Below are 20,747 nucleotides of genomic sequence, written 5' to 3' on the forward strand. Positions count from 1 at the left end.
TGGGTCCTGCAGAAGGAATGGGAGGAGTGGTGGGTAGCCTATGCAGGCTCTGGTCTCGTCGGGGGGGCATCGTCGGCCGCGGGAACCCCCCCCACCCCCCCCCCCCCACCCGACCCCGGCCCCGGCCCCGGCCCCGGGCCCGCGTCCACCACCGGCACCACCGGCACCACCAGCCCCGCCGCCCGCACGCGGCGCGGCTGAACGAACGCTCCAGGGGGGATCCCTCATGCCCGACCAGCACAGCTCGAACCCCGTACTCCGGCTGGACCGCCTCGTCCGCACCCACGGCAGCGGCGCCACCGAGGTGCACGCCCTGCGCGGCGTCGACCTCAGCGTCCACCCCGGCGAACTCGTCGCCGTCATGGGCCCGTCCGGCTCCGGCAAGTCCACGCTGCTCACCCTCGCGGGCGGGCTCGACACCCCCACCAGCGGCAGCATCCTGGTCGAGGGCGTCGACATCACCACCGCCTCCCGCCGGCAGCTGGCCGCGCTGCGCCGGCGCAGCATCGGCTACGTCTTCCAGGACTACAACCTGATCCCGGCCCTCACCGCCGCCGAAAACGTGGCCCTGCCCCTCGAACTCGACGGGACCTCAGCCCGCAAGGCCCGCCGGGCGGCCCTCGCCGCGCTGGAGGAGATACACCTGCCGCAGCTCGCCGACCGCTTCCCCGACGAGATGTCCGGCGGCCAGCAGCAGCGCGTGGCCATCGCCCGCGCCCTGGTGGGCGAACGCCGCCTGGTCCTGGCCGACGAGCCCACCGGCGCCCTCGACTCCGAGACCGGCGAGTCCGTGCTCGCGCTGCTGCGCGCCCGCTGCGACGCGGGCGCCGCCGGCATCCTCGTCACGCACGAACCCCGCTTCGCCGCCTGGGCGGACCGGGTCGTCTTCCTGCGCGACGGCAGCGTCGTCGACGAGACCCTGCGCAGCCAGGCCGACTCGCTGCTCTCCGGGCGGGCGGCCGGCCTGTGACCTCCCCGCTCACCGCCTGGTACCACTCCTGGATCGCCGCCCTGCGCATCGCCCGCCGCGACGCGTGGCGCGCCAAGGGCCGCAGCGCCCTCGTACTCGCGATGCTCGCCCTGCCCATCATCGGGATGAGCGCCATCGACCTCACGTTCCGCAGCGCCGAACTCTCCACCGACCAGCGGATGACGCGCGAGCTCGGCGCCGCGGACGCCCGGATCAGCCCGGCGGGCCTGGACGCGCCGGTCTACCAGCACCCCAACGGCCGGCAGTACGCGCCCGTCGGCGGCTACGACAAGTACCGCCCCGGCCGCGAGGAGGACCGCACGCCGCTGAAGTCCGCGCTGCCGCCCGGGATCCGGTCCGCCGAGGACCGCCGGGGCTTCGCCAAGGTGCACACCGCGCACGGGCTGCTGGGGACGGACCTGCGCGAGCTCGACGTGCGCGACCCGCTGACCCGGGGCCTGGTCACGCTCGACCGCGGGCGCATGCCCCAGGGGCCGGGCGAGGTCGTCGCCACCAACGCCTTCCTGGAGGCCTCGGGCCTGTACGTGGGCTCCTCCGCGACCCCGCGCGGCGCCACGTCCTCGTACCGGATCGTGGGCGCGTACGAGATGCCCGACAAGCTCACGCGCCCCGAACTGCTCGCCCTGCCGGGCGTCCTGCTCGACCCCCTCGACCAGGCGCTCAAGGCCACCGGGGCGCCCGGGATCAGTCCCCGGGCCATCTACCTCGTCGCGGTGGGCGGCGATGGTTTCACGTGGAACATGGTCCAGGAGGCCAACAAGCGGGGCGCGCTCGTGCTCTCCCGCGCCGTCGCCCTGCACCCGCCGGCCGATTCCGACGTCCCGCTGTTCAAGCAGCAGCCGAAGTCCGAGTTCGGCATGCCGGACGGCGGCATGGTGACCCAGAAGGCCATCCTGGTCACCGTCGTCGGCCTCGCCATGCTGGAGATCTGCCTGCTCGCCGGACCCGCCTTCGCGGTGGGCGCCCGGCGCTCGCGCCGCCAGCTGGGCCTGGTCGGCGCCAACGGCGGCGACCGGCGGCACATCCGGGCCGTCGTCCTCTCCGGCGGCATCGTGCTCGGCGCCGCGGCCGCCGTCGTCGGCACGGCGATCGGCGTGGCCCTCACCGTCGGGCTGCGGCCCGTACTGGAGGAGAAGCTCGGCGCCCGCTTCGGCGGCTTCGAAGCCCGCCCGCTGGAACTGCTCGGCATCGCCCTGCTCGCCGTCGTGACCGGCCTGCTCGCCGCGGTCGCCCCCGCCGTCACCGCGTCCCGGCAGACCGTGCTGTCCTCCCTCACCGGCCGGCGCGGGGTGCGCCGCGCCAACCGCGTGCTGCCCGTCATCGGGATCCTCGCCGTCGCCGGCGGCGCGGCGATCGTCCTCTACGGCAGCCGGTACCGGGTCAACACCACCTTCGTGATGGGCGGCAGCGCCCTCGCCGAGCTGGGCGTCGTCGCCCTCACACCACTGCTGGTCGGCCTGTTCGGGCGGCTCGGGCGGTGGCTCCCGCTGTCGCCGCGGCTCGCGCTGCGCGACGCCGTCCGCAACCGGGGGCGCACGGCCCCGGCCGTGGCCGCCGTACTGGCCGCCGTCGCGGGGACCGTGGCGGTGTCCACGTACCAGCACAGCCGGGACGTCCAGTACCGGCACGAGTACGAGGCCGTACTCCCCGACAACGCCGGCTATCTGACGAGCGGTGACAACGCCGGCCACAAGGAGATGCCGGCGCTGCGCGACACCCTCTCGAAGAACCTGCCGCTGGCGGTACGGGCCGATGTGGACCGGCTGGTCGTGGGCAACCCGAACTGCTCCTCCCACTCCTCGGCCCCGGGCTGCGGGCGGGTCGAGGTCATCGTCCCCAAGGAGCAGCGCTGCCCGCTCTTCGAGGCCGAGCACGGCCCGGCCTCCTTCCCGCCGGACCAGGCCCGCGCACTGCGGCAGGACCCGCGCTGCAAGCAGAGCGGCGGCCAGTTCACCCCGTTCGACGTCGTCGTCGCCGACGAGAAGCTGCTCCAGGTGCTGGCCGTCTCCGATCCGGGATCGGCGGCCGCACTGAAGGAGGGCCGGCCCGTCTCCTTCAACCGCAACCAGGTCAAGGACGGGAAGGTCACCCTGCGCCTCGTCACCGACCCGGGCGCCGCCGACGAGGCCTCCCAGCGGCGCGCCGACCCGCCCGGCCAGGACAAGGTGCTCCCCGTCCACCAGGCGCCCGACACCGCCCGGGCCTGGGGCGTCGAGCTGGTCCTGCCGCCCGCCGCCGCCCGGGCCGCCGGCATCGCCACGGCCCCGGCGGGCTCGTACTTCAGCCTCGACCGGAAGGCGGGCACCCAGGAGCGGCAGCGGCTGGACGGCGAGATCGACCGGATGGGCGCGGACGCGCAGGTCAGGGTCGAGGAGGGCTACCAGGAGCAGAACACCCTGGGCCTGCTCGCCCTGAGCGTCTTCGCGGGGCTCGTCACCATCGGCGCCGCCGGCATCGCGACCGGTCTGGCGCAGGCGGACTCCGAGGCCGACCTGAAGACCCTGGCGGCGGTCGGCGCGCCCCCGCGCGTGCGGCGCACCCTCAGCGGCTTCCAGTGCGGGGTGGTGGCCCTGATGGGCGTGGTCCTCGGCTCGGCGGCGGGAATCCTGCCCGCGGTCGGACTCCGCCTCACCCAGGAGCGGGAACAGCGGCGGCTCATCGCCTACGCCCTCGACAGGGGCTACGCCTCGGCGCGCGACACCGAGCTGTACGTCCCGATCGCGGTGCCGTGGGACACCCTGGCCGGCCTGCTGGTCCTCGTCCCGCTGGGCGCGGCGCTGCTGGCCGCGCTGGTCACCAAGTCGAGCGGCGCGCTGGCCCGGCGGGCCGCGGGCTGATCCCGGTGCCCCCGTACAGGTTGGATCACGCCCGTACGGGGGCACACCGTGTGAGTACGCAGGTGTGCGAGAGAATGACGGCATGGAGATGCCGAGGAGTGAACGGTCGCAGGACAGCCCCCCTCACGTGCTGATCGTGGGCCAGGACGGGGCGGAGGTCGGCGGCACCGATGACGAGTCGCGCGAGGTCCCGGTGACGGAGATGGTCGAACAGCCCGCCAAGGTCATGCGCATCGGCAGCATGATCAAGCAACTTCTGGAAGAAGTCCGCGCAGCTCCTCTGGACGAGGCCAGCCGGGTCCGTCTGAAGGACATCCACGCGGCATCGGTGAAGGAACTCGAAGACGGCCTGGCGCCGGAGCTGGTGGAGGAACTGGAGCGGCTCTCCCTGCCGTTCACCGAGGAGACGGTCCCCTCCGAAGCCGAACTGCGGATCGCGCAGGCCCAGTTGGTGGGGTGGCTGGAGGGCCTCTTCCACGGCATCCAGACGGCCCTGTTCGCGCAGCAGATGGCGGCGCGTGCCCAGCTGGAACAGATGCGCCGAGCCCTTCCGCCGGGCAGCTCCCACGACGACGACGAAGACGGCCCCCACGGCGCGGTCCGCTCCGGCCCGTACCTCTAGGGGGTGTCCGCGGATCAGGGCCGGGCTTCGCGCCGCTGCGCCGGACTCCGTCCGTCGGACGCGGGGCGGGGCCGGGGCCGGGCCGGGGCCCGTGGCCGGGGCGGGCGGGTCCTCTGCGGGTGGTTGGCCACCGCGCGGTGCGCTCCCCCACCCGCCCTTCCACCGTTCCCAGGGGCTCCGCCCCTGACCCCGGTACGGTCGCTGGGGTCTGGGGCTGGCCCCGGAAACAGCCCGCACCCGAACGACCAGCAGCCAAACCAGCCCCGCCGGCGTTCGAGGCGCGGGGGCCTGGGGCTGGCCCCGGGGAGGCGGCCCGCACCCGAACGACCAGCGCAGCCAAACCCAGCCCCGCCGGCGTTTGAGGCGCGGAGGCCCGGGGCTGGCCCCGGGGGAGGCGGCCCGCACCCGAACGACCAGCGCAGCCAAACCCAGCCCCGCCGGCGTTTGAGGCGCTGGGGTCTGGGGGCGGAGCCCCCAGGGGGTCCGGGGCGCAGCCCCGGGGAACGGGCGAAGGGCGGGGCGGGGAGCAGCCCGCGCAGCGCCACCCCCACCCGCACCCGGCACCACCGCCCGGCCAGGGCACCGGCACCCGGCACCACCGCCCGGCCAGGGCACCGGCACCCACCGCCCGGCCAGGGCACCGCCACGGCCGCCCTCGCCGGCGGAGCCGGGGTATAAACGCCCGGTAAGTGGGCGGCGGCGCCCCCCAGATGGCCCGCGCATACTCAGGGGCATGAGCTACGACGCCATCGTCCTCGCCGGCGGCGCCGCCCGGCGCCTCGGCGGGGCCGACAAGCCCACCCTGCACGTCGGCGGCCGCACCCTCCTCGACCGGGTCCTCGCGGCGTGCCCGGACGCCGCCGAGACCGTCGTGGTCGGCACCCGCAGGGCAACGGTCCGCCCCGTCCACTGGACCCGCGAGGACCCGCCCGGCGGCGGCCCGGTGGCCGCACTGGACGCCGGGATCCGCCGGACCACCGCCCCGCTGGTCCTCGTACTCTCCGCCGACCTGCCCTTCCTCGACCGGGACACCGTTCACGCCCTGCTCGCCGCGGCCGCCGCCGACGGCCCGGCCGACGGGGCCCTGCTGCGGGACGCCGACGGCCGCGACCAACCCCTCGTCGCCGCCTACCGCACGGAGCCCCTGCGCCGCGAGATCGCCCTGCTCGCCACCGAGCACGGCACCCTGCACGGCCTCCCGCTGCGCGCCCTCACCGCCGAGCTCGATCTGGCCAGGATCGGCGCCGCTGAGCCACTCGCCTCCTTCGACTGCGACACCTGGGAGGACCTGGCAGCGGCCCGCGCCCGGATCAGGGAGCATGGGAACGTGCTGGAGCATTGGATCACCGCTGCCAAGAACGAACTCGGGATCGACGACGTCCCCGTCGACGTCGCGACCCTGCTCGACCTCGCCCGGGACGCCGCCCACGGCGTGGCCCGGCCCGCGGCCCCGCTGACGACGTTCCTCGTCGGCTACGCGGCCGCCCGCGCCGAGGCCGCCGGCGCGGACCCCGCCCGGGCCGTCGCCGAGGCCTCCCGCAAGGCCGCCGACCTGGCGCTGCGCTGGGCCGCCGAGGACCAGCCCCCACACCCCGAGGAGACCGGCTCCGGATGACCCGTACCGACGCCGACGGCGCCCTGGACGAGGCACTCGCCCTGGTCAGCCGCGACCCCGACCCCGGCGGTGCCGGCGGCCACCGCGCCGCCCCCTGGCTGCGCGCCCGCGAGACCGCCGCCCGGGCCGGCACGGCCGTGCCGGCCCGCACCCACCGGGTGCCCTTCGCGGACTCGCTCGGCGAGGTGCTGACCGCACCGCTCGAAGCCCTCAGCGACCTCCCCTCCTTCGACACCTCGGCCATGGACGGCTGGGCCGTCGCCGGCCCCGGCCCCTGGCGCGTCCGTCCCGGCGACGGGGTCCTCGCCGGGGACGAGCCTCCCGCGCCGCTCGCCGACGGCGAGGCCGTACGGATCGCCACCGGCGCCCGCGTCCCCGCCGACACCACCGCCGTGATCCGCAGCGAGCACGCCCGCGAGTCCGGCACCCAGCTGTACTCCGACCGGCCCGTGAACACCGGTCAGGACATCCGCCCGCGCGGCCAGGAGTGCCGCTCCGGCGACCTGCTGCTGCCCGTGGGCTCCCTCGTCACCCCGGCCGTGCTCGGCCTCGCCGCGGCCGCCGGGTACGACGAGCTGGTCACCCGGCCCCGGCCCCGCGTGGAGATCCTGGTCCTCGGAGACGAACTGCTCACCGAGGGCCGCCCGCACGACGGCCTGATCCGGGACGCCCTCAGCCCCATGCTCGGCCCCTGGATCACCCGGCTCGGCGCCGAGGTCATCGGCACGCGCCGGCTCGGAGACGACCCGGCCGGGGCCGAGGCCCTGCTGGACGCCGTCACCTCCTCCACCGCCGACGTCGTCGTCACCACCGGCGGCACCGCCTCCGGCCCCGTCGACCACGTCCACCCCGTGCTGGAGCGCGCCGGGGCCGAGCTGCTCGTGGACGGGGTCGCCGTGCGCCCCGGGCATCCGATGCTGCTGGCCCGCATCGGCGACCGGGAGCGCACCCGCCACGTGGTCGGCCTGCCCGGCAACCCGCTCGCCGCCGTGTCCGGGCTGCTGACCCTCGCCGAGCCGCTGCTGCGCGCCCTCGCCGGCCGCCGCCAGCGGCCCCGCTACACCGTCCCGGTGGAGGGCGACGTGCCCGGCCACCCGTACGACACCCGGCTCGTGCCGGTGCTGCTCACCGACGAACACGCCGTACCACTGCGCTACAACGGCCCGGCGATGCTGCGCGGGGTGGCGGGCGCCGACGCGCTGGCCGTCGTACCGCCGCACGGAGCGCGGTCGGGGCAGGACCTGGAGATCCTCGACCTGCCCTGGGCCTCGGGGGGATGTTTCACGTGAAACTTCACGGCCAGGACGCCATGGCGCGCGGCGCCGACGAGAAGCTCGTCTCACGCCGCGTCAAACTGCCCAAGCGGGTGGTCGAGAAGCCGCTGCGGCAGGTCACCCGCCGACTGCTGATGGCCCTCTTCGTGCTGTGCCTGACGGTGCTGATCGTCTGGCTCGACCGCGAGGGCTACCACGACAACGCCAACGAGAAGGTCGACTTCCTCGACTGCATCTACTACGCGACCGTGACCCTGTCGACCACGGGCTACGGCGACATCGTCCCCTACAGCGACAGCGCGCGGCTGGTCAACATCCTGCTGATCACCCCGCTGCGCGTGCTGTTCCTGATCATCCTGGTCGGCACCACCCTGGAGGTGCTGACCGAACGCACCCGCGAAGAGTGGCGGCTGAACCGCTGGAGGAAAACCTTGCGTGAGCACACGGTCGTCGTCGGCTTCGGCACCAAGGGCCGCTCCGCCCTGCAGACGCTGCTGGCGACCGGCCTCCCGAGGGAGCAGGTCGTCATCGTCGACCCCAGCGCCAAGGTGATCGACATCGCCAACGCGGAGGGCTTCACCGGGGTCGTCGGCGACGCCACCCGCTCCGAAGTACTGCTGCGGGCCGAACTCCAGAAGGCCCGTCAGATCATCATCGCCACCCAGCGCGACGACACCGCCGTCCTGGTGACGCTGACGGCCCGGCAGCTCAACCGGGGCGCGAAGATCGTGGCGGCGGTCCGCGAGGAGGAGAACGCGCCGCTGCTGAAGCAGTCCGGCGCGGACGCCGTCATCACGAGCGCGAGCGCGGCGGGCCGGCTGCTGGGCCTCTCGGTGCTCAGCCCGAGCGCCGGCACCGTGATGGAGGACCTGATCCAGCAGGGCAGCGGCCTGGACCTGATCGAACGGCCCGTCAACAAGTCGGAGGTGGGCCGCAGCGTCCGCGAAACCGACGACGTCGTCATCAGCGTCCTGCGCGGGCACCGGCTCCTCCCGTACGACGACCCGCACGCGAGCCCGCTCCAGCTGACCGACCGCCTGATCACCATCGTCCGGGCGGTCCCGCCGGCCGGCCCCCAGGTAACCCTGGGCCCGGCCGAGTAGGGCCGGTAGATTCCGGGCCATGCATGCGATCACGATCGAGCAGCCCGGCGGCCCCGAGGCCCTGGTCTGGGCCGAAGTACCCGATCCGGTGGCGGGCGAGGGGGAGGTGCTCGTCGAGGTCGCGGCGAGCGCCGTGAACCGCGCGGACGTCCTGCAACGGCAGGGCTTCTACGACCCGCCGCCGGGCGCCTCCCCGTATCCCGGCCTGGAGTGCTCCGGGCGGATCGTCGCGCTCGGACCGGGCGTGTCCGGCTGGGCGGTGGGCGACGAGGTGTGCGCGCTGCTGTCCGGCGGCGGGTACGCGCAGAAGGTCGCCGTCCCGGCGGGGCAGCTCCTGCCGGTGCCGAAGGGCGTGGACCTGATGACGGCGGCCGCGCTGCCGGAAGTCGTGGCGACGGTGTGGTCCAACGTCTTCATGGTGGCGGGGCTGCGTCCGGGCGAGACCCTCCTGGTGCACGGCGGCTCCAGCGGCATCGGCACCATGGCGGTCCAGCTGGGCAAGGCCGTCGGGGCGCGGGTGGCGGTGACCGCGGGCGGCAAGGAGAAGCTGGCGCGCTGCGCGGAGCTGGGCGCGGACGTCCTGATCGACTACCGCGAGCAGGACTTCGTCGAGGAGCTGCGGGCCGCGACGGGCGGGGCCGGGGCGGACGTGATCCTGGACATCATGGGCGCGAAGTACCTCGCGCGGAACCTGGACGCGCTGGCCGTCAACGGCCGGCTCGCGGTGATCGGCCTCCAGGGCGGGGTGAAGGCGGAGCTGGACCTGCGCACGCTGCTGGCCAAGCGGGCGGCGATCACGGCTACGTCGCTGCGCGCCCGCCCGTTGGAGGAGAAGGCGGCCATCATCGCGGCCGTCCGCGAGCACGTGTGGCCCCTGGTCGCCTCCGGCCGGGTCCGCCCGGTGGTGCACGCGACGTACCCGATCGCCGAGGCCGCGGAGGCCCACCGCGTCCTGGAGGCCAGCACCCACGTGGGCAAGCTGCTGCTGACGGTCTGACGCCGGGAGGCCGCTGCGCGGAGCGGTCCCCTCCCCGCCCTTCCACCGTTCCCGGGGGCTCCGCCCCTGACCCCACACGTGCGCTGCGCGCCCGTCGCCTCAAACGCCGGCGAGGCGGGGTACTCCAGCCTCGCCGGCGTTTGGGGCGCGGGTCCGAGCAGAGCCCGGGGCACGGTGGAAGGGCGCGGAGGTGCAGGACCCGCGCAGCGGAACCCGGACACCCGCCGGCCCGGCTACAGGCTGCGCAGCAGGACCGCCGGGTTCTCCACGCAGTCGGCCACGTACCGCAGGAAGCCACCGGCCGCCCCGCCGTCGCAGACGCGGTGGTCGAAGGTCAGGGAGAGCTGCACGACCTGGCGGACGGCCAGCTCGCCCTTGTGGACCCACGGCTTCGGGATGATCCGGCCCACGCCGAGCATGGCCGCCTCGGGGTGGTTGATGATCGGCGTGGAGCCGTCCACCCCGAACACCCCGTAGTTGTTCAGGGTGAACGTCCCGCCGGTCAGGTCCGAAGGGGCCAGCTTCCCCGCCCGGGCCAGCTCGGTCAGCCGGGCGAACTCCGCCGACAGGGACTCCGGGCTGCGCGTGTGGGCGTCCCGGACCACCGGGACCATCAGCCCGCGCTCGGTCTGCGCGGCGAAGCCCAGGTGCACGGCCGGGAGCCGGACGATCTCGTTGGCGGCGAGGTCCACCGTGGAGTTGAGCTCGGGGTACTTGGCGAGTGCGGCCGTGCAGATCCGGGCCAGCAGCGCGAGCACGGAGATCTTCGGTCCGTCCACGGCGTTCATCGCGGCCCGCGCCGCCATCAGCTCGGTGGCGTCCGCGTCGACCCAGCACGTGGCCTCGGGGATCTCGCGCCGGCTGCGCGAGAGCTTCTCCGCCACGGCGCCCCGCAGCCCCTTGAGCGGGATCCGCTCCCCCGCCGACGCCGAAGCCGACGCCGACGCCGGCACCGGCACGGCGGCCACGGGCTCGGGGGCCCGGAGCACGGCTTCCACGTCGGCCCGCAGGATCAGGCCCTCCGGCCCGGATCCGCGCAGCGCCCGCAGGTCGACCCCGTTGTCCCGGGCCAGCTTGCGCACCAGCGGCGAGATGACGGGCACCGGCCCGGCGGGAGCCGCGGGAACGGGAGCGGCCGGGGCCGGCGCCGGAGCCGCGGCCGCGACGGGCGCCGACACCGCGGCGGTGACGGGTCGCACCCGCCGCCGACGCGCCGGACGCGAGTGGTCCGAGCCGTAACCGATCAGCGGCCGGGGCGCGTTGCCGGAGCCCTCGGCGTCCGCCTCGGCAACCGCGGACCCGGCGGGCGCCGACTCCGCACCCACGGCCACGGTGATCAGCGGGGCGCCGACCGGCAGCTCCTCGCCCTCCTCGCCGAACCGGGCGGTGACCACGCCGCCGTACGGGCAGGGCACCTCCACCATCGCCTTGGCCGTCTCGACCTCGACGACCGGCTGGTCGATGGCGACGACGTCGCCCACCGCCACCAGCCAGCGCACGATCTCGGCCTCGGTCAGTCCCTCGCCGAGGTCCGGGAGCTTGAATTCCATTACCTGCGGCATCAGTTCTCCCACTGCAGGCGGGCCACGGCGTCCAGGATCCGTTCCACTCCCGGCAGGTGGTGCTTCTCCAGCATCGGCGGCGGGTACGGGATGTCGAAGCCCGTCACGCGCAGCACCGGTGCCTCCAGGTGGTGGAAGCAGCGCTCCATCACGCGGGCGGCGATCTCCGCCCCGGGCCCGCCGAAGCCGCCGGCCTCGTGGACCACCACCGCGCGCCCGGTGCGGCGTACGGCGGCGACGACGGTCTCCTCGTCGAAGGGGACGAGGGAGCGCAGGTCCAGGACCTCAAGGTCCCAGCCCTCCTCGCGGGCCGCCTCGGCGGCCTCCAGGCAGACCGGCAGCGAGGGCCCGTACGTGATCAGGGTGGCGCTCGTACCGGCCCGGCGGACCAGGGCCTTGCCGATGCCCGGGACGGCCGCGGGGGCCTCGGGCGACCACTGCGCCTTGGACCAGTAGAGCCGCTTCGGCTCCAGGAAGACCACCGGGTCGTCGCTCGCGATCGACTCGCGCAGCAGCCCGTAGGCGTCCTCGACCGTCGCCGGGGTCACGACGGTGAGCCCGGGGGTGGCCGTGTAGTAGGCCTCGGAGGAGTCGCAGTGGTGCTCGACGCCGCCGATCCCGCCGCCGTACGGCACACGGATGGTGATCGGCAGCGGCATCTTGCCCCGGGTGCGGTTGCGCATCTTCGCCACGTGCGAGATGAGCTGTTCGAAGGCGGGGTAGGCGAACGCGTCGAACTGCATCTCCACGACCGGCCGCAGCCCGTACATGGCCATGCCGACGGCGGTGCCCAGGATTCCGGCCTCGGCGAGCGGGGTGTCGGTGACGCGGTCCTCGCCGAACTCCTTCACGAGCCCGTCGGTGATCCGGAAGACCCCGCCGAGCGCGCCGACGTCCTCGCCCATCACGTGGACGGTGGGGTCCTCGGCCATCGCGTCGCGCATGGCACGGGTCAGGGCCTGCGCCATCGTCGCGGGCTTCGCAGCCACGGTCGTCATCACTCGCCCTCCGCTTCCAGCTCGGCGCGCAGCATGGCGGCCTGCTCGCGCAGTCGGCCGGTCTGCTCCGCGTAGACGTGCGCGAAGAGGTCCATCGGGTCGGTCACGGGATCGGCGTTCATCCGCTCGCGCAGGTCCGCCGCCATCGCCTCGGCCGCGTCCTGGGCCTCCTGGATGCCCTTGGCGTCCAGGATCCCGCGCGCGGTCAGCTCGCGCTCCAGCAGCTGCACCGGGTCGTGCGCCTTCCAGGCCTCGACCTCGGCGTCGGTGCGGTAGCGGGTGGCGTCGTCGGCGTTCGTGTGGGCCTCCATCCGGTAGGTGACGGCCTCGATCAGGGTCGGTCCGCCGCCCGCACGGGCCCGCTTCACCGCCTCGGTGAGGACCTCGTGCATGGCGGCGACGTCGTTGCCGTCGACCAGCCGGCCGGGCATCCCGTATCCCACGGCCTTGTGGGCGAGGGTGGGGGCGGCGGTCTGCTTGGCGAGCGGGACGGAGATCGCGAAGCCGTTGTTCTGGACGAGGAAGACCACCGGGGCCTGCCAGACGGCCGCGAAGTTCAGCGCCTCGTGGAAGTCGCCCTCGCTGGTGCCGCCGTCGCCGACCATGGCGAGCGCGACGACCTCGTCGCCGCGCAGCCGCGCGGCGTGCGCCAGGCCCACCGCGTGCGGCAGCTGGGTGGCGAGGGGGGTGCACAGGGGGGCTATGCGGTGCTCGCGGGGGTCGTACCCGGTGTGCCAGTCGCCGCGCAGCAGCGTCAGCGCCTGTACGGGGTCCAGTCCGCGGGCGACGGCCGCGAGGGTGTCGCGGTAGCTCGGGAAGAGCCAGTCCTGCTCCTCCAGGACCAGCGCGGCCGCGATCTCGGCGGCCTCCTGCCCGACGGTGGAGGGGTACACGGCGAGACGGCCCTGTCGAGTCAGCGCGGTGGCCTGCGCGTTGTAGCGGCGGCCCCGGACGAGCTCGGCGTAGTACCGGCGCATGAGCGCGGGGTCGAGCTCCTCCGCCGCCGGAGTGCCCAGCACCCGGTAGGGCTCGGGGTCCGGCAGCAGCGGGGCGGCCTCCATACGGGGCCTCCAGGCGGGCGGCGGGGTGACACGGTGCGACGCACCGGCACCGGGCAGCTCTTGGACCGTCATGGCGGCGTACACCTCCTCGTGGGAAGCGGGCTGGGGGCGCCACGGGTGTGAGGCGCCTCACCAACCGATTGTTCGGTCGTTGGCGCAATTTGGCTACAGGCGGCTCCAGGCTGTGGACAAAGTGGCGGCGGGGCCCTGGGATGGGTGCAGGACGTCCAGGAGAGGGAGGCAGTGGGCAATGCCGGATGAACAAATGGCCGGAGCAGGTTCCGCACCGGTCCCACCGGGGGGCGCACCTTCGGGCCCACCGGTGCCGCCACGCCCCCTGGACCCCATCGACCGTTCGATCATGCGGTTGCTCCAGGCGGACGGCCGCGCGTCGATACGCTCGGTGGCGGAGCAGGTGCACGTCTCCCGGGCCAACGCCTACGCGCGGATCAACCGGCTGATGGACGACGGGGTGATCCGCGGCTTCACCGCCCGGGTCAACCACGAGCGCGCGGGGCAGGGCGCGTCGGCGTACATCACGCTGAAGATCGTCCAGAACTCCTGGCGGACGGTGCGCGAGAAGCTGCGCGAGCTGCCGGGCGCGGCGCACATCGCGCTGGTCAGCGGGGATTTCGACGTCCTGCTGCTGGTCCACACGCCGGACAACCGCACGCTGCGGGAGCTGGTCCTGACCCGCCTCCAGGCCATCCCGGAGGTGCTGTCCACGCGCACGCTGCTGGTGTTCGAGGAAACGGATCTGCTGGACCCGGGACCCTCGTCCGGCCCCGCCCTCACGGAGGACTGAGCGGGGCCGGACGGGCGGTCCGGACAGGCGGTCCGGACGGGCGCTCCGGACGGCCGGGAAGACGACTGGGCCGGACGGGCTACGCGGCCTTGGTGCGCAGGCCGTCCAGAGCCATGCTGACCACCGCGTCCGCGAGCTGGCCGGCGGTGGTGCCGGGGTGCGGGCGGTACCACTCGACCAGCGAGTTCACCATGCCGAACAGCAGGCGGGTGGCGAGCCGGATGTCCACGTCGGCGCGCAGGTCCCCGTCGGCGGCGGCGGCCTTGAGGAGTTCCGCGACCTGGTGGTCGAACTCGCGGCGGCGCTCCAGGGCCCAGCGCTCGGTGCGGGTGTTGCCGCGCACCCGCAGCAGGAGGGTGACGTACGGCAGCTCCGCGACCAGGACCTCGACCGTGCGGCGCGTGACGTACTCGACGCGCGCGACCGCGCGGCCCCGTACGGCGCCCGGCTCGTCCAGGATCCCGAACAGGCCGTCCAGGGCACGGCTGACGGCCCTGTGGAGCAGTTCCTCCTTGCCCGCGACGTGGTGGTAGATCGAGGACTTGGAGATCCCGGCGGCCTTGGAGAGGTGCTCCATCGAGGTGCCGTCGTAGCCGCGCTCGTTGAAGACCTGCACGGCGACCGACAGGAGCGTCTCCGGGGTGTAGGTGTCCCGCCTGGCCGTCGTCACTCGGTCCCCTCCTCTTCCCCGTCCTCGTCCTCGCCGGCCGCGTAGCCCAGCTTGAACAGCGCCAGCGAGGGCGCGTAGCGCCCGCCCGGACAGCGCTCGTCGAGGTGGTGCAGCAGGTCGTACGCCCAGTCGCGGCCGAGCCGGTCGTGCCATTCGGCGGGGCCGAGCGGGTAGTTCACGCCGAGCCGCATCGCGGTGTCGATGTCCTCCGCGGAGGCCACCCCGCGCGCCACGGCGTCGGCGGTGAGGTCGATCAGCATCGCGACGGTCCGGGCGACGATCATGCCGGGGACGTCGCCGATGACGGAGACCTTCTTGCCGAGCTTCTGGAAGAGGCCGATCGCCTCGGCGAGGGTGCGCTCGGTGGTGTCCTCGCTGGCGGACAGCGCGATCCGGGTCGCGTCGCGGTAGTCGAGCGCGAGGTCGAAGTAGACGACGTCGGCGAACTCGACCGAGGTCTTGCCGTCCGCGAGCACCAGCTGGCCCTCGCCGGGCAGCTGGATGTACGGGCCCCCGTGCTCGGTGGCGGTGACCGCGATCCCGGCCTCCTCCATCAGCTCGGCCAGGGCGGCGGCCGGGCCCAGGTCGCCGACGACGGTGACCTTGTCCGGAGCATCCTCGGGGGCTGCCGTGTGCGGGGCGGGCGCCTGCGCGTCCTCCGCGTACGGGAACCAGCCGTGTCCGGACTTGCGGCCGAGGCGGCCCGACTGGACCAGCCGGCGCTGGGCGAGCGAGGGGGTGAACTTGGGGCTCCGGAAGAAGGAGTCCCAGACGGAGCGGGTGACGGCCTCGTTGACGTCCTGGCCGATCAGGTCGGTCAGCTGGAAGGGGCCCATCTTGAAGCCGCCGCTCTCGCGCAGGACGGCGTCGATGGTCGCGGGGTCGGCACCCTGCTCCTCGTACACCGCGAAGGCCTCGGCGTAGAAGGGGCGGGCGATCCGGTTCACGATGAAGCCCGGGGTGTCGGCGCAGCGGACCGGCGTCTTCCCCCAGCCCAGGACCGTGCGGTACGCGCGCTCGGCGGCGTCCGGGTCGGTCGCGTACCCGCTGACCACCTCGACGAGGGGGAGGAGCGGGGCCGGGTTGAAGAAGTGCAGTCCGAGGAAGCGGCCCGGGTGCGTCAGGCCCGCGGCGAGCTCGGTGACGGAGAGGGAGGAGGTGTTGGTGGCCAGCAGCGCGTCCGGCGGAACCACTCCTTCGAGGGCCGCGAACAGCTGGCGCTTGACGGCGACGTCCTCGACGATCGCCTCGATCACCAGGGCGGCGGTGGCGAGCCCGGTCAGGGTCTCGGCGGAGTCGATCCGGCTGACGGCGTCGTCGGCCTCGGCCCGGTCCAGCCGGCCCTTGGCGACCAGCCGCTCGACGCGGCCGGCCACGGTCTGGACGGCCTCGCGGGCCCGCTCGGGCACGGAGTCGTAGAGGCGTACGCGATGACCTGCGAGGAGGGCGACCTGGGCGATGCCCTGGCCCATGGTTCCGGCGCCGATGACCGCCACAGTGCGAGCCCGCTCGATTGCTGTCATGTCCTGATCCTCCCGCACGCGGTTGTCCACAGGTCTGCCGGGCCCTCTTGTACCGACCGATCGTTCGGTTACTCTAACTCCAGTCTGCTCTTCTTCACCCGCCCCAGCCCGATCCCAGCCTGACTCCAGCCTGATCCCAGTCTGCGAACCAGCCTGATCCTGCCCGGCTCAACGAGGAGTTGGTCCCTGATGGCCGCCGAGCTCACCGTCCCCCAGCTTTCCGAGAAGCACCGGACCACCCTGGACCAGGCGCTGGATGCCATCCGCAGCCGCGCCTACTGGTCCCCGCACCCCGAGCACCCCAAGGCCTACGGGGAGAGCGCCCCGGCCGACGGGCTCGCCGCCTTCGAGGCCGTCCGCGGCACCCGCTTCGACCTCGGGCAGCCCGGCACCGACGGCTGGGCGGGCGGCGAGGTCTCGCCGTTCGGCCCGGAGCTGGGCGTGGAGTACCCGCACGTCGACCCGGACGTGCTGCTGCCCGCGATGAAGGCCGGCATCGCCGCCTGGCGCGACGCCGGTCCCGAGACCCGCGCCCTGGTCTCCATCGAGATCCTCGCCCGCATCTCCGCCCGCACCCACGAGTTCGCGCACGCGGTCATGCACACCAGCGGCCAGGCCTTCATGATGGCCTTCCAGGCGGGCGGCCCCCACGCGCAGGACCGCGGCCTGGAGGCGGTGGCCTACGCGTACGAGGAGCAGACCCGGGTTCCCGGTCAGGCCGCCTGGTCGAAGCCGCAGGGCAAGAAGGACCCGCTGGAGCTCGGCAAGACCTTCACGGCCGTGCCACGCGGCATCGCGCTGATGATCGGTTGCAACACCTTCCCCACCTGGAACGGCTACCCCGGCCTGTTCGCCTCCCTCGCCACCGGCAACGCCGTCCTGGTCAAGCCGCACCCGCGCGCCGTGCTGCCGCTGGCGCTGACCGTGAAGGTGGCCCGCGAGGTCCTCGCCGAGGCGGGCTTCGACCCGAACCTCGTGGCCCTGGCCGTCGAGCGGCCGGGCGAGGGCATCGCCAAGACCCTGGCCGTCCGCCCCGAGATCAAGCTCGTCGACTACACCGGTTCGACCGAGTTCGGCGACTGGCTGGAGGCCAACGCCCGCCAGGCGCAGGTCTACACGGAGAAGGCGGGCGTCAACACGGTCGTCGTCGACTCCACCGACGACTACAAGGGCATGCTGTCCAACCTGGCGTTCTCGCTGTCCCTCTACAGCGGCCAGATGTGCACCACCCCGCAGAACCTGCTGATCCCCCGCGACGGCATCGAGACGGACGCCGGCCACAAGTCGTACGACGAGGTCGTCGCCGATCTCGCGGCCTCGGTCGGCGGCCTGCTCGGCGACGACGCCCGCGCCAACGCGCTGCTGGGCGCACTGGTCAACCCGGACGTCAAGACCCGGCTGGAGGCGGCGGCCGGCCTCGGCGAGGTCGCGCTGGCCTCCCGCGAAGTGGCCAACCCCGAGTTCCCCGACGCGGTCGTGCGCACCCCGGTGATCGTGAAGCTGGACGCCGGCAAGCCGGACCCGGAGGCGGCCTACCTGTCCGAGTGCTTCGGCCCGGTCTCCTTCGCGGTGGCGGTGGACTCCACGGCGGACGCCCTCGACCTGCTGCGCCGTACGGTGCGGGAGAAGGGCGCCATGACCGTGGGCGCGTACACCACGTCCGCGGACACCGAGCGGGCGATCGAGGAGGTCTGCCTGGAGGAGTCGGCGCAGCTGTCGCTGAACCTGACGGGCGGGGTCTTCGTCAACCAGACCGCGGCCTTCTCCGACTTCCACGGCTCCGGCGGCAACCCGGCCGCCAACGCGGCGCTGTGCGACGGGGCGTTCGTCGCCAACCGCTTCCGCGTGGTGGAGGTCCGCCGCCAGGGCTAGGAAGTGCCCTTGGGCCCGCCCCAGTGGAAGAGGGTCATGGCCACGCTGGTGGCCAGGTTGTAGCTGGACACCTGGGGGCGCATCGGCAGCGCCACCAGGTGATCGGCCCGGGCGCGCAGCTCGGGCGAGATGCCGTGCCGCTCCGACCCGAAGGCGAGCAGCGCGTCGTCGGGCAGGACGAGGCCGCGGACGTCCTCGCCCTCCGGGTCGAGCGCGTACACCGGGCCCGGCGGGAGCTCCTCCAGCTCCAGCCGGTCCACGGTGGTCGCGTAGTGCAGCCCGGCCCCGGCGCGGACCACGTTGGGGTGCCAGGGGTCGAGGTCGCCCCGGGTCACCACGCCGGTGGCCCCGAAGCCGGCCGCGAGGCGGACGACGGCGCCGACGTTGCCGAGGTTGCGGGGGTTGTCGAGCAGGACGATGGGGGCGGTCCGGGGCGTCCGCGCCAGCGCGGCCCGTCCGGCCTCCCGGCCGGGGCGCACGGCGAGCGCGGCGACCCCGGTGGGGTGCACGCGGGGCAGCAGCTCCTTGAGCGGAGCCTGCCGCACCAGACGGGCCACCCGCTCCTCCACGTCGGGCGCCAGCCCGGCGGCCAGCGCCCGCACCGCTCCGGGGTCGTCGGCGGCGACGGCCAGCACCTCGGCCCCGAAGCGCAGGGCGTGCTTCAGCGCGTGGAACCCGTCGAGCAACACGATGTCGTCCCGCCCGGTCATCCCGGCCCACCCGATCAGCTGCTCACTCATGCCCCGACCCTACGGCCCGCCGGCGCGGGGCGGGGCTGCGCCCCTGACCCCGTTCCGGGCGCTCCGCGCCCGGCGGCTATCCGGCCCCGCCGGCTTTTGAGGCGCGGGGCTCTGGGGGCGGAGCCCCCAGGACGGGGGTCCGGGGCACAGCCCCGGGAAACGGGGGAAGGGCGGGGCGGGGAGCAGCTCCGCGCAGCGGCACCCGCACCGCGGCCACCCGCACCCCCACCCACACCAGCAATCCGGTCGGCAGGAACACCGCGTCCGCGGCGATCATCGCCAGAGAGAAGAACGGCAGCCCCAGCAGCACCGCGATCCCCGCGTGCTCCAGCATCATCGCCGCCAGCAGCACGTTCTTGACCCGCCGGTTGAACAGCGTGAACGGGAACGCCACCTGCACCAGCACGGTCCCGTACGTCAGCAGCATCACCACCGGCCCGCTGGACGCCACCAGCTCCGACAGCCAGGGCCACGGGGTGAAGTAGTCCAGGCTCAGCGGGTAGTACAGCGCGGTCCCGTCCTGCCACCGCGAGCCCTGGATCTTGTACCAGCCGGCGGTGGCGTAGATCAGGCACACCTCGGCCGCGATCACCAGCATCCCGGCGTTGTGCAGCAGGTTCGCGAGCACGTCGAGCGCGGCCCGCCCCTCGCCCTCGGGTTCGTACCGGTCGGCCAGCCACCACAGTGCCGTCCCGGCCCACAGGGTCCCGAAGACCACGAGCCAGAGCGCGCCGAGGTGCCCGCTCAGCCCCCCGTACGCGAACCCGGCGCCCAGTACCGCCCACAGCACCGGCCCCGCGGCCCCCGCGGTCACCGAGCCCCGCAGCCGTGCCCGGCGGGCGTCCAGCGACCACACCTGCCCGCAGCGGGTCAGCACGAGGTAGACCGCCATGAGGTGGATGACGTTGTCCCCGCCGTCCCCCATGAACACGCTGCGGTTCTGCAGCGACAGCACCCCGATCATGAAGAGGACCGACGTGGCCCGCGTCCGCCAGCCCAGCACCAGCAGTGCGCTCGCGAGCAGGGAGAGCGCGTACACGGTCTCGAACCACAGCGTCGAGTCCGACCACATCAGCACCGTGAAGGCGCGGTTGGAGGCGATCAGCCGCTCGGCCAGCTGCCAGCTCCACGGCCCGTCGGGGCCGTACAGCTCGTGCCGGTTGGGGAACTCCCGCAGCAGGAAGAACAGCCAGGTCGCGGCGAAGCCGATGCGTACGACGGCGCTCTGGTAGGGGCCCAGCGCCTGTCCGGTGACCCTCGCGACCGACCGCGCGAGGGTGCTCCTCACACGTTCCACCACGGCAGCTCCCGGTAGTACGTCTGGGTGTCGGTCTTCTCCCCGCTCCAGGAGGGCGCGGCCACGGACCGGGTCGCCGAGCGCAGCTGGATCCGTACGATCCGCTCCCCGTCCGGCTCCCCGTCCGGCTTCCCGGACGGCTTCCCGGACGGCTTCCCGCCGGTCAGCCGGTCCACGGCGATCCGCTTCAGGTACTGCTCGGCCAGCTCCCCGCGCTCGCCCTCGGGCTTGTTGTCCTCGTCGTGGGAGCCGGTGAAGAAGTCCCAGGCCCTGCGGAGCTCGTTCTGCTCGGTGTGGCTCGGCAGCAGGCCGTGGCGGATCGCCGCGCCGTCCTCGGCGGACAGGTCGCGCCAGTCGCGGGTGACGAGCTCTCCGCCGGCGGTGCGGACCTGGGCCCGGACCTCGACGGAGATGTTCTGCTGGAGCGGGTTGGGCGCGAAGAGCTTCCAGTTCTGTTCGAACTCGGGATAGATCCAGCCGTCCACGAGCCGGGCGTTCTGCTTGCCGACGGTGTTGGCCGGCGCGACGTGCAGGAAGACCAGCCCGAGGTGCAGGCAGGCGCCGACGCCCAGCGCCCCCAGGGCGAGGGCCGCGAGGACCCGGTACGGGGCGGACAGGCCCGCGATCCCGGGTGCGCGGGGCGGTGCGGGCGGCGCCGGGGCGGCTGACGGAAGGGCTCCTTCCGCAGGCTCGCGCTCGTTCGAATCCATCCCGCCCCGATCATCCGGCTTCCACAGGGTTGCCCGCAGAGGTTGACACCCTACGGGCCGCCGTCTCACC

Annotated in this window: 17 protein-coding genes; 9 read left to right on the forward strand and 8 right to left on the reverse strand. The window is 74.0% G+C overall.

Features of this window, described 5'->3' with window-relative positions; translation table 11 throughout:
• Window positions 1-226 precede the first annotated feature (226 nt).
• The 7 genes from ACZ7IF_RS15400 to ACZ7IF_RS15430 all read left to right on the forward strand — a co-directional run bounded on the left by ACZ7IF_RS15400 (window position 227) and on the right by ACZ7IF_RS15430 (window position 9,439).
• Window positions 227-970, forward strand: a complete 744-nt coding sequence (locus tag ACZ7IF_RS15400; RefSeq protein ID WP_470970186.1) for an ABC transporter ATP-binding protein — start codon at window positions 227-229, stop codon at window positions 968-970.
• Between the two features lie 101 nt (window positions 971-1,071).
• Entirely contained in the window at window positions 1,072-3,828 is a 2,757-nt protein-coding gene (locus ACZ7IF_RS15405) for an ABC transporter permease family protein (RefSeq protein ID WP_470970439.1), read from the forward strand.
• 82 nt (window positions 3,829-3,910) lie between these two features.
• Window positions 3,911-4,450 carry a bacterial proteasome activator family protein gene (locus ACZ7IF_RS15410; RefSeq protein ID WP_470970193.1) on the forward strand — a complete coding sequence of 180 codons (540 nt, stop codon included), beginning with the start codon at window positions 3,911-3,913 and terminating at the stop codon, window positions 4,448-4,450.
• Window positions 4,451-5,183: 733 nt separating this feature from the next.
• The gene (locus tag ACZ7IF_RS15415; RefSeq protein ID WP_470970198.1) at window positions 5,184-6,065 is read left to right on the forward strand and encodes an NTP transferase domain-containing protein; all 882 of its coding nucleotides are present in this window, start codon (window positions 5,184-5,186) and stop codon (window positions 6,063-6,065) included.
• Complete coding sequence (locus ACZ7IF_RS15420) at window positions 6,062-7,354, forward strand: molybdopterin molybdotransferase MoeA (protein ID WP_470970205.1); 1,293 nt, start codon at window positions 6,062-6,064, stop codon at window positions 7,352-7,354. Before ACZ7IF_RS15415 ends, ACZ7IF_RS15420 begins: the two co-directional genes overlap by 4 nt.
• A complete protein-coding gene (locus ACZ7IF_RS15425) occupies window positions 7,342-8,442 on the forward strand; it encodes a potassium channel family protein (protein WP_470970212.1) in 1,101 nt (366 codons plus the stop codon). Before ACZ7IF_RS15420 ends, ACZ7IF_RS15425 begins: the two co-directional genes overlap by 13 nt.
• A 19-nt stretch (window positions 8,443-8,461) precedes the next feature.
• On the forward strand, window positions 8,462-9,439 hold the full coding sequence (locus ACZ7IF_RS15430) for an NAD(P)H-quinone oxidoreductase (protein WP_470970220.1): 978 nt from the start codon (window positions 8,462-8,464) through the stop codon (window positions 9,437-9,439).
• Window positions 9,440-9,672: 233 nt separating this feature from the next.
• Here ACZ7IF_RS15430 and ACZ7IF_RS15435 read toward each other — a convergent pair whose 3' ends face one another.
• The 3 genes from ACZ7IF_RS15435 to pdhA are packed head-to-tail and all read right to left on the reverse strand — an operon-like array spanning window position 9,673 to window position 13,132.
• On the reverse strand, window positions 9,673-11,001 hold the full coding sequence (locus ACZ7IF_RS15435) for a dihydrolipoamide acetyltransferase family protein (protein WP_470970226.1): 1,329 nt from the start codon (window positions 10,999-11,001) through the stop codon (window positions 9,673-9,675).
• Window positions 11,001-11,999, reverse strand: coding sequence for an alpha-ketoacid dehydrogenase subunit beta (locus ACZ7IF_RS15440; protein ID WP_470970233.1), 999 nt, complete (start codon window positions 11,997-11,999; stop codon window positions 11,001-11,003). Before ACZ7IF_RS15440 ends, ACZ7IF_RS15435 begins: the two co-directional genes overlap by 1 nt.
• A complete protein-coding gene (gene pdhA / locus ACZ7IF_RS15445; RefSeq protein WP_470970239.1) occupies window positions 11,999-13,132 on the reverse strand; it encodes a pyruvate dehydrogenase (acetyl-transferring) E1 component subunit alpha in 1,134 nt (377 codons plus the stop codon). The genes ACZ7IF_RS15440 and pdhA overlap by 1 nt, the downstream gene beginning before the upstream one ends.
• A 178-nt stretch (window positions 13,133-13,310) precedes the next feature.
• Between pdhA and ACZ7IF_RS15450 the strand changes: the two genes are divergently transcribed.
• Window positions 13,311-13,865 carry an Lrp/AsnC family transcriptional regulator gene (locus ACZ7IF_RS15450; RefSeq protein ID WP_470970244.1) on the forward strand — a complete coding sequence of 185 codons (555 nt, stop codon included), beginning with the start codon at window positions 13,311-13,313 and terminating at the stop codon, window positions 13,863-13,865.
• A 79-nt stretch (window positions 13,866-13,944) separates the two neighbouring features.
• On the opposite strand, the gene ACZ7IF_RS15455 is transcribed toward ACZ7IF_RS15450, so the two are convergent.
• Window positions 13,945-14,535 carry a TetR/AcrR family transcriptional regulator gene (locus ACZ7IF_RS15455; RefSeq protein ID WP_470970249.1) on the reverse strand — a complete coding sequence of 197 codons (591 nt, stop codon included), beginning with the start codon at window positions 14,533-14,535 and terminating at the stop codon, window positions 13,945-13,947.
• A complete protein-coding gene (locus ACZ7IF_RS15460; protein WP_470970256.1) occupies window positions 14,532-16,058 on the reverse strand; it encodes a 3-hydroxyacyl-CoA dehydrogenase in 1,527 nt (508 codons plus the stop codon). Before ACZ7IF_RS15460 ends, ACZ7IF_RS15455 begins: the two co-directional genes overlap by 4 nt.
• A gap of 189 nt (window positions 16,059-16,247) precedes the next feature.
• Here ACZ7IF_RS15460 and paaN point away from each other — a divergent pair, with 189 nt between their 5' ends.
• A complete protein-coding gene (gene paaN, locus ACZ7IF_RS15465; protein WP_470970263.1) occupies window positions 16,248-17,930 on the forward strand; it encodes a phenylacetic acid degradation protein PaaN in 1,683 nt (560 codons plus the stop codon).
• On the opposite strand, the gene ACZ7IF_RS15470 is transcribed toward paaN, so the two are convergent.
• From ACZ7IF_RS15470 to ACZ7IF_RS15480, 3 genes are all read right to left on the reverse strand, one after another.
• Entirely contained in the window at window positions 17,927-18,670 is a 744-nt protein-coding gene (locus ACZ7IF_RS15470; protein ID WP_470970270.1) for a TrmH family RNA methyltransferase, read from the reverse strand. The two genes, paaN and ACZ7IF_RS15470, sit on opposite strands and share 4 nt — an antisense overlap.
• Window positions 18,671-18,746: 76 nt before the next feature.
• A complete protein-coding gene (locus ACZ7IF_RS15475; protein ID WP_470970274.1) occupies window positions 18,747-19,958 on the reverse strand; it encodes an HTTM domain-containing protein in 1,212 nt (403 codons plus the stop codon).
• Window positions 19,955-20,677: a DUF5819 family protein gene (locus ACZ7IF_RS15480; protein WP_470970279.1), complete on the reverse strand. Its 723-nt coding sequence runs from the start codon at window positions 20,675-20,677 to the stop codon at window positions 19,955-19,957. Before ACZ7IF_RS15480 ends, ACZ7IF_RS15475 begins: the two co-directional genes overlap by 4 nt.
• Window positions 20,678-20,747 lie beyond the last annotated feature (70 nt).

It is taken from the genome of Streptomyces sp. NPDC037421 (assembly GCF_055602105.1).

Excerpts from the sequence above, each read along its gene's own strand:
- ACZ7IF_RS15400 (WP_470970186.1), top strand. The coding sequence starts at position 227 with ATGCCCGACCAGCACAGCTCGAACCCCGTACTCCGGCTGGACCGCCTC.
- ACZ7IF_RS15415 (WP_470970198.1), top strand. The coding sequence starts at position 5,184 with ATGAGCTACGACGCCATCGTCCTCGCCGGCGGCGCCGCCCGGCGCCTC.
- ACZ7IF_RS15425 (WP_470970212.1), top strand. The coding sequence starts at position 7,342 with ATGTTTCACGTGAAACTTCACGGCCAGGACGCCATGGCGCGCGGCGCC.
- ACZ7IF_RS15435 (WP_470970226.1), bottom strand. The coding sequence starts at position 11,001 with ATGCCGCAGGTAATGGAATTCAAGCTCCCGGACCTCGGCGAGGGACTG.
- ACZ7IF_RS15470 (WP_470970270.1), bottom strand. The coding sequence starts at position 18,670 with ATGAGTGAGCAGCTGATCGGGTGGGCCGGGATGACCGGGCGGGACGAC.
- ACZ7IF_RS15480 (WP_470970279.1), bottom strand. The coding sequence starts at position 20,677 with ATGGATTCGAACGAGCGCGAGCCTGCGGAAGGAGCCCTTCCGTCAGCC.
- ACZ7IF_RS15430 (WP_470970220.1), top strand. The coding sequence starts at position 8,462 with ATGCATGCGATCACGATCGAGCAGCCCGGCGGCCCCGAGGCCCTGGTC.
- ACZ7IF_RS15440 (WP_470970233.1), bottom strand. The coding sequence starts at position 11,999 with ATGACGACCGTGGCTGCGAAGCCCGCGACGATGGCGCAGGCCCTGACC.
- ACZ7IF_RS15420 (WP_470970205.1), top strand. The coding sequence starts at position 6,062 with ATGACCCGTACCGACGCCGACGGCGCCCTGGACGAGGCACTCGCCCTG.
- ACZ7IF_RS15450 (WP_470970244.1), top strand. The coding sequence starts at position 13,311 with ATGCCGGATGAACAAATGGCCGGAGCAGGTTCCGCACCGGTCCCACCG.
- ACZ7IF_RS15405 (WP_470970439.1), top strand. The coding sequence starts at position 1,072 with ATGCTCGCCCTGCCCATCATCGGGATGAGCGCCATCGACCTCACGTTC.
- ACZ7IF_RS15460 (WP_470970256.1), bottom strand. The coding sequence starts at position 16,058 with ATGACAGCAATCGAGCGGGCTCGCACTGTGGCGGTCATCGGCGCCGGA.
- paaN (WP_470970263.1), top strand. The coding sequence starts at position 16,248 with ATGGCCGCCGAGCTCACCGTCCCCCAGCTTTCCGAGAAGCACCGGACC.
- ACZ7IF_RS15410 (WP_470970193.1), top strand. The coding sequence starts at position 3,911 with ATGGAGATGCCGAGGAGTGAACGGTCGCAGGACAGCCCCCCTCACGTG.
- pdhA (WP_470970239.1), bottom strand. The coding sequence starts at position 13,132 with ATGACGGTCCAAGAGCTGCCCGGTGCCGGTGCGTCGCACCGTGTCACC.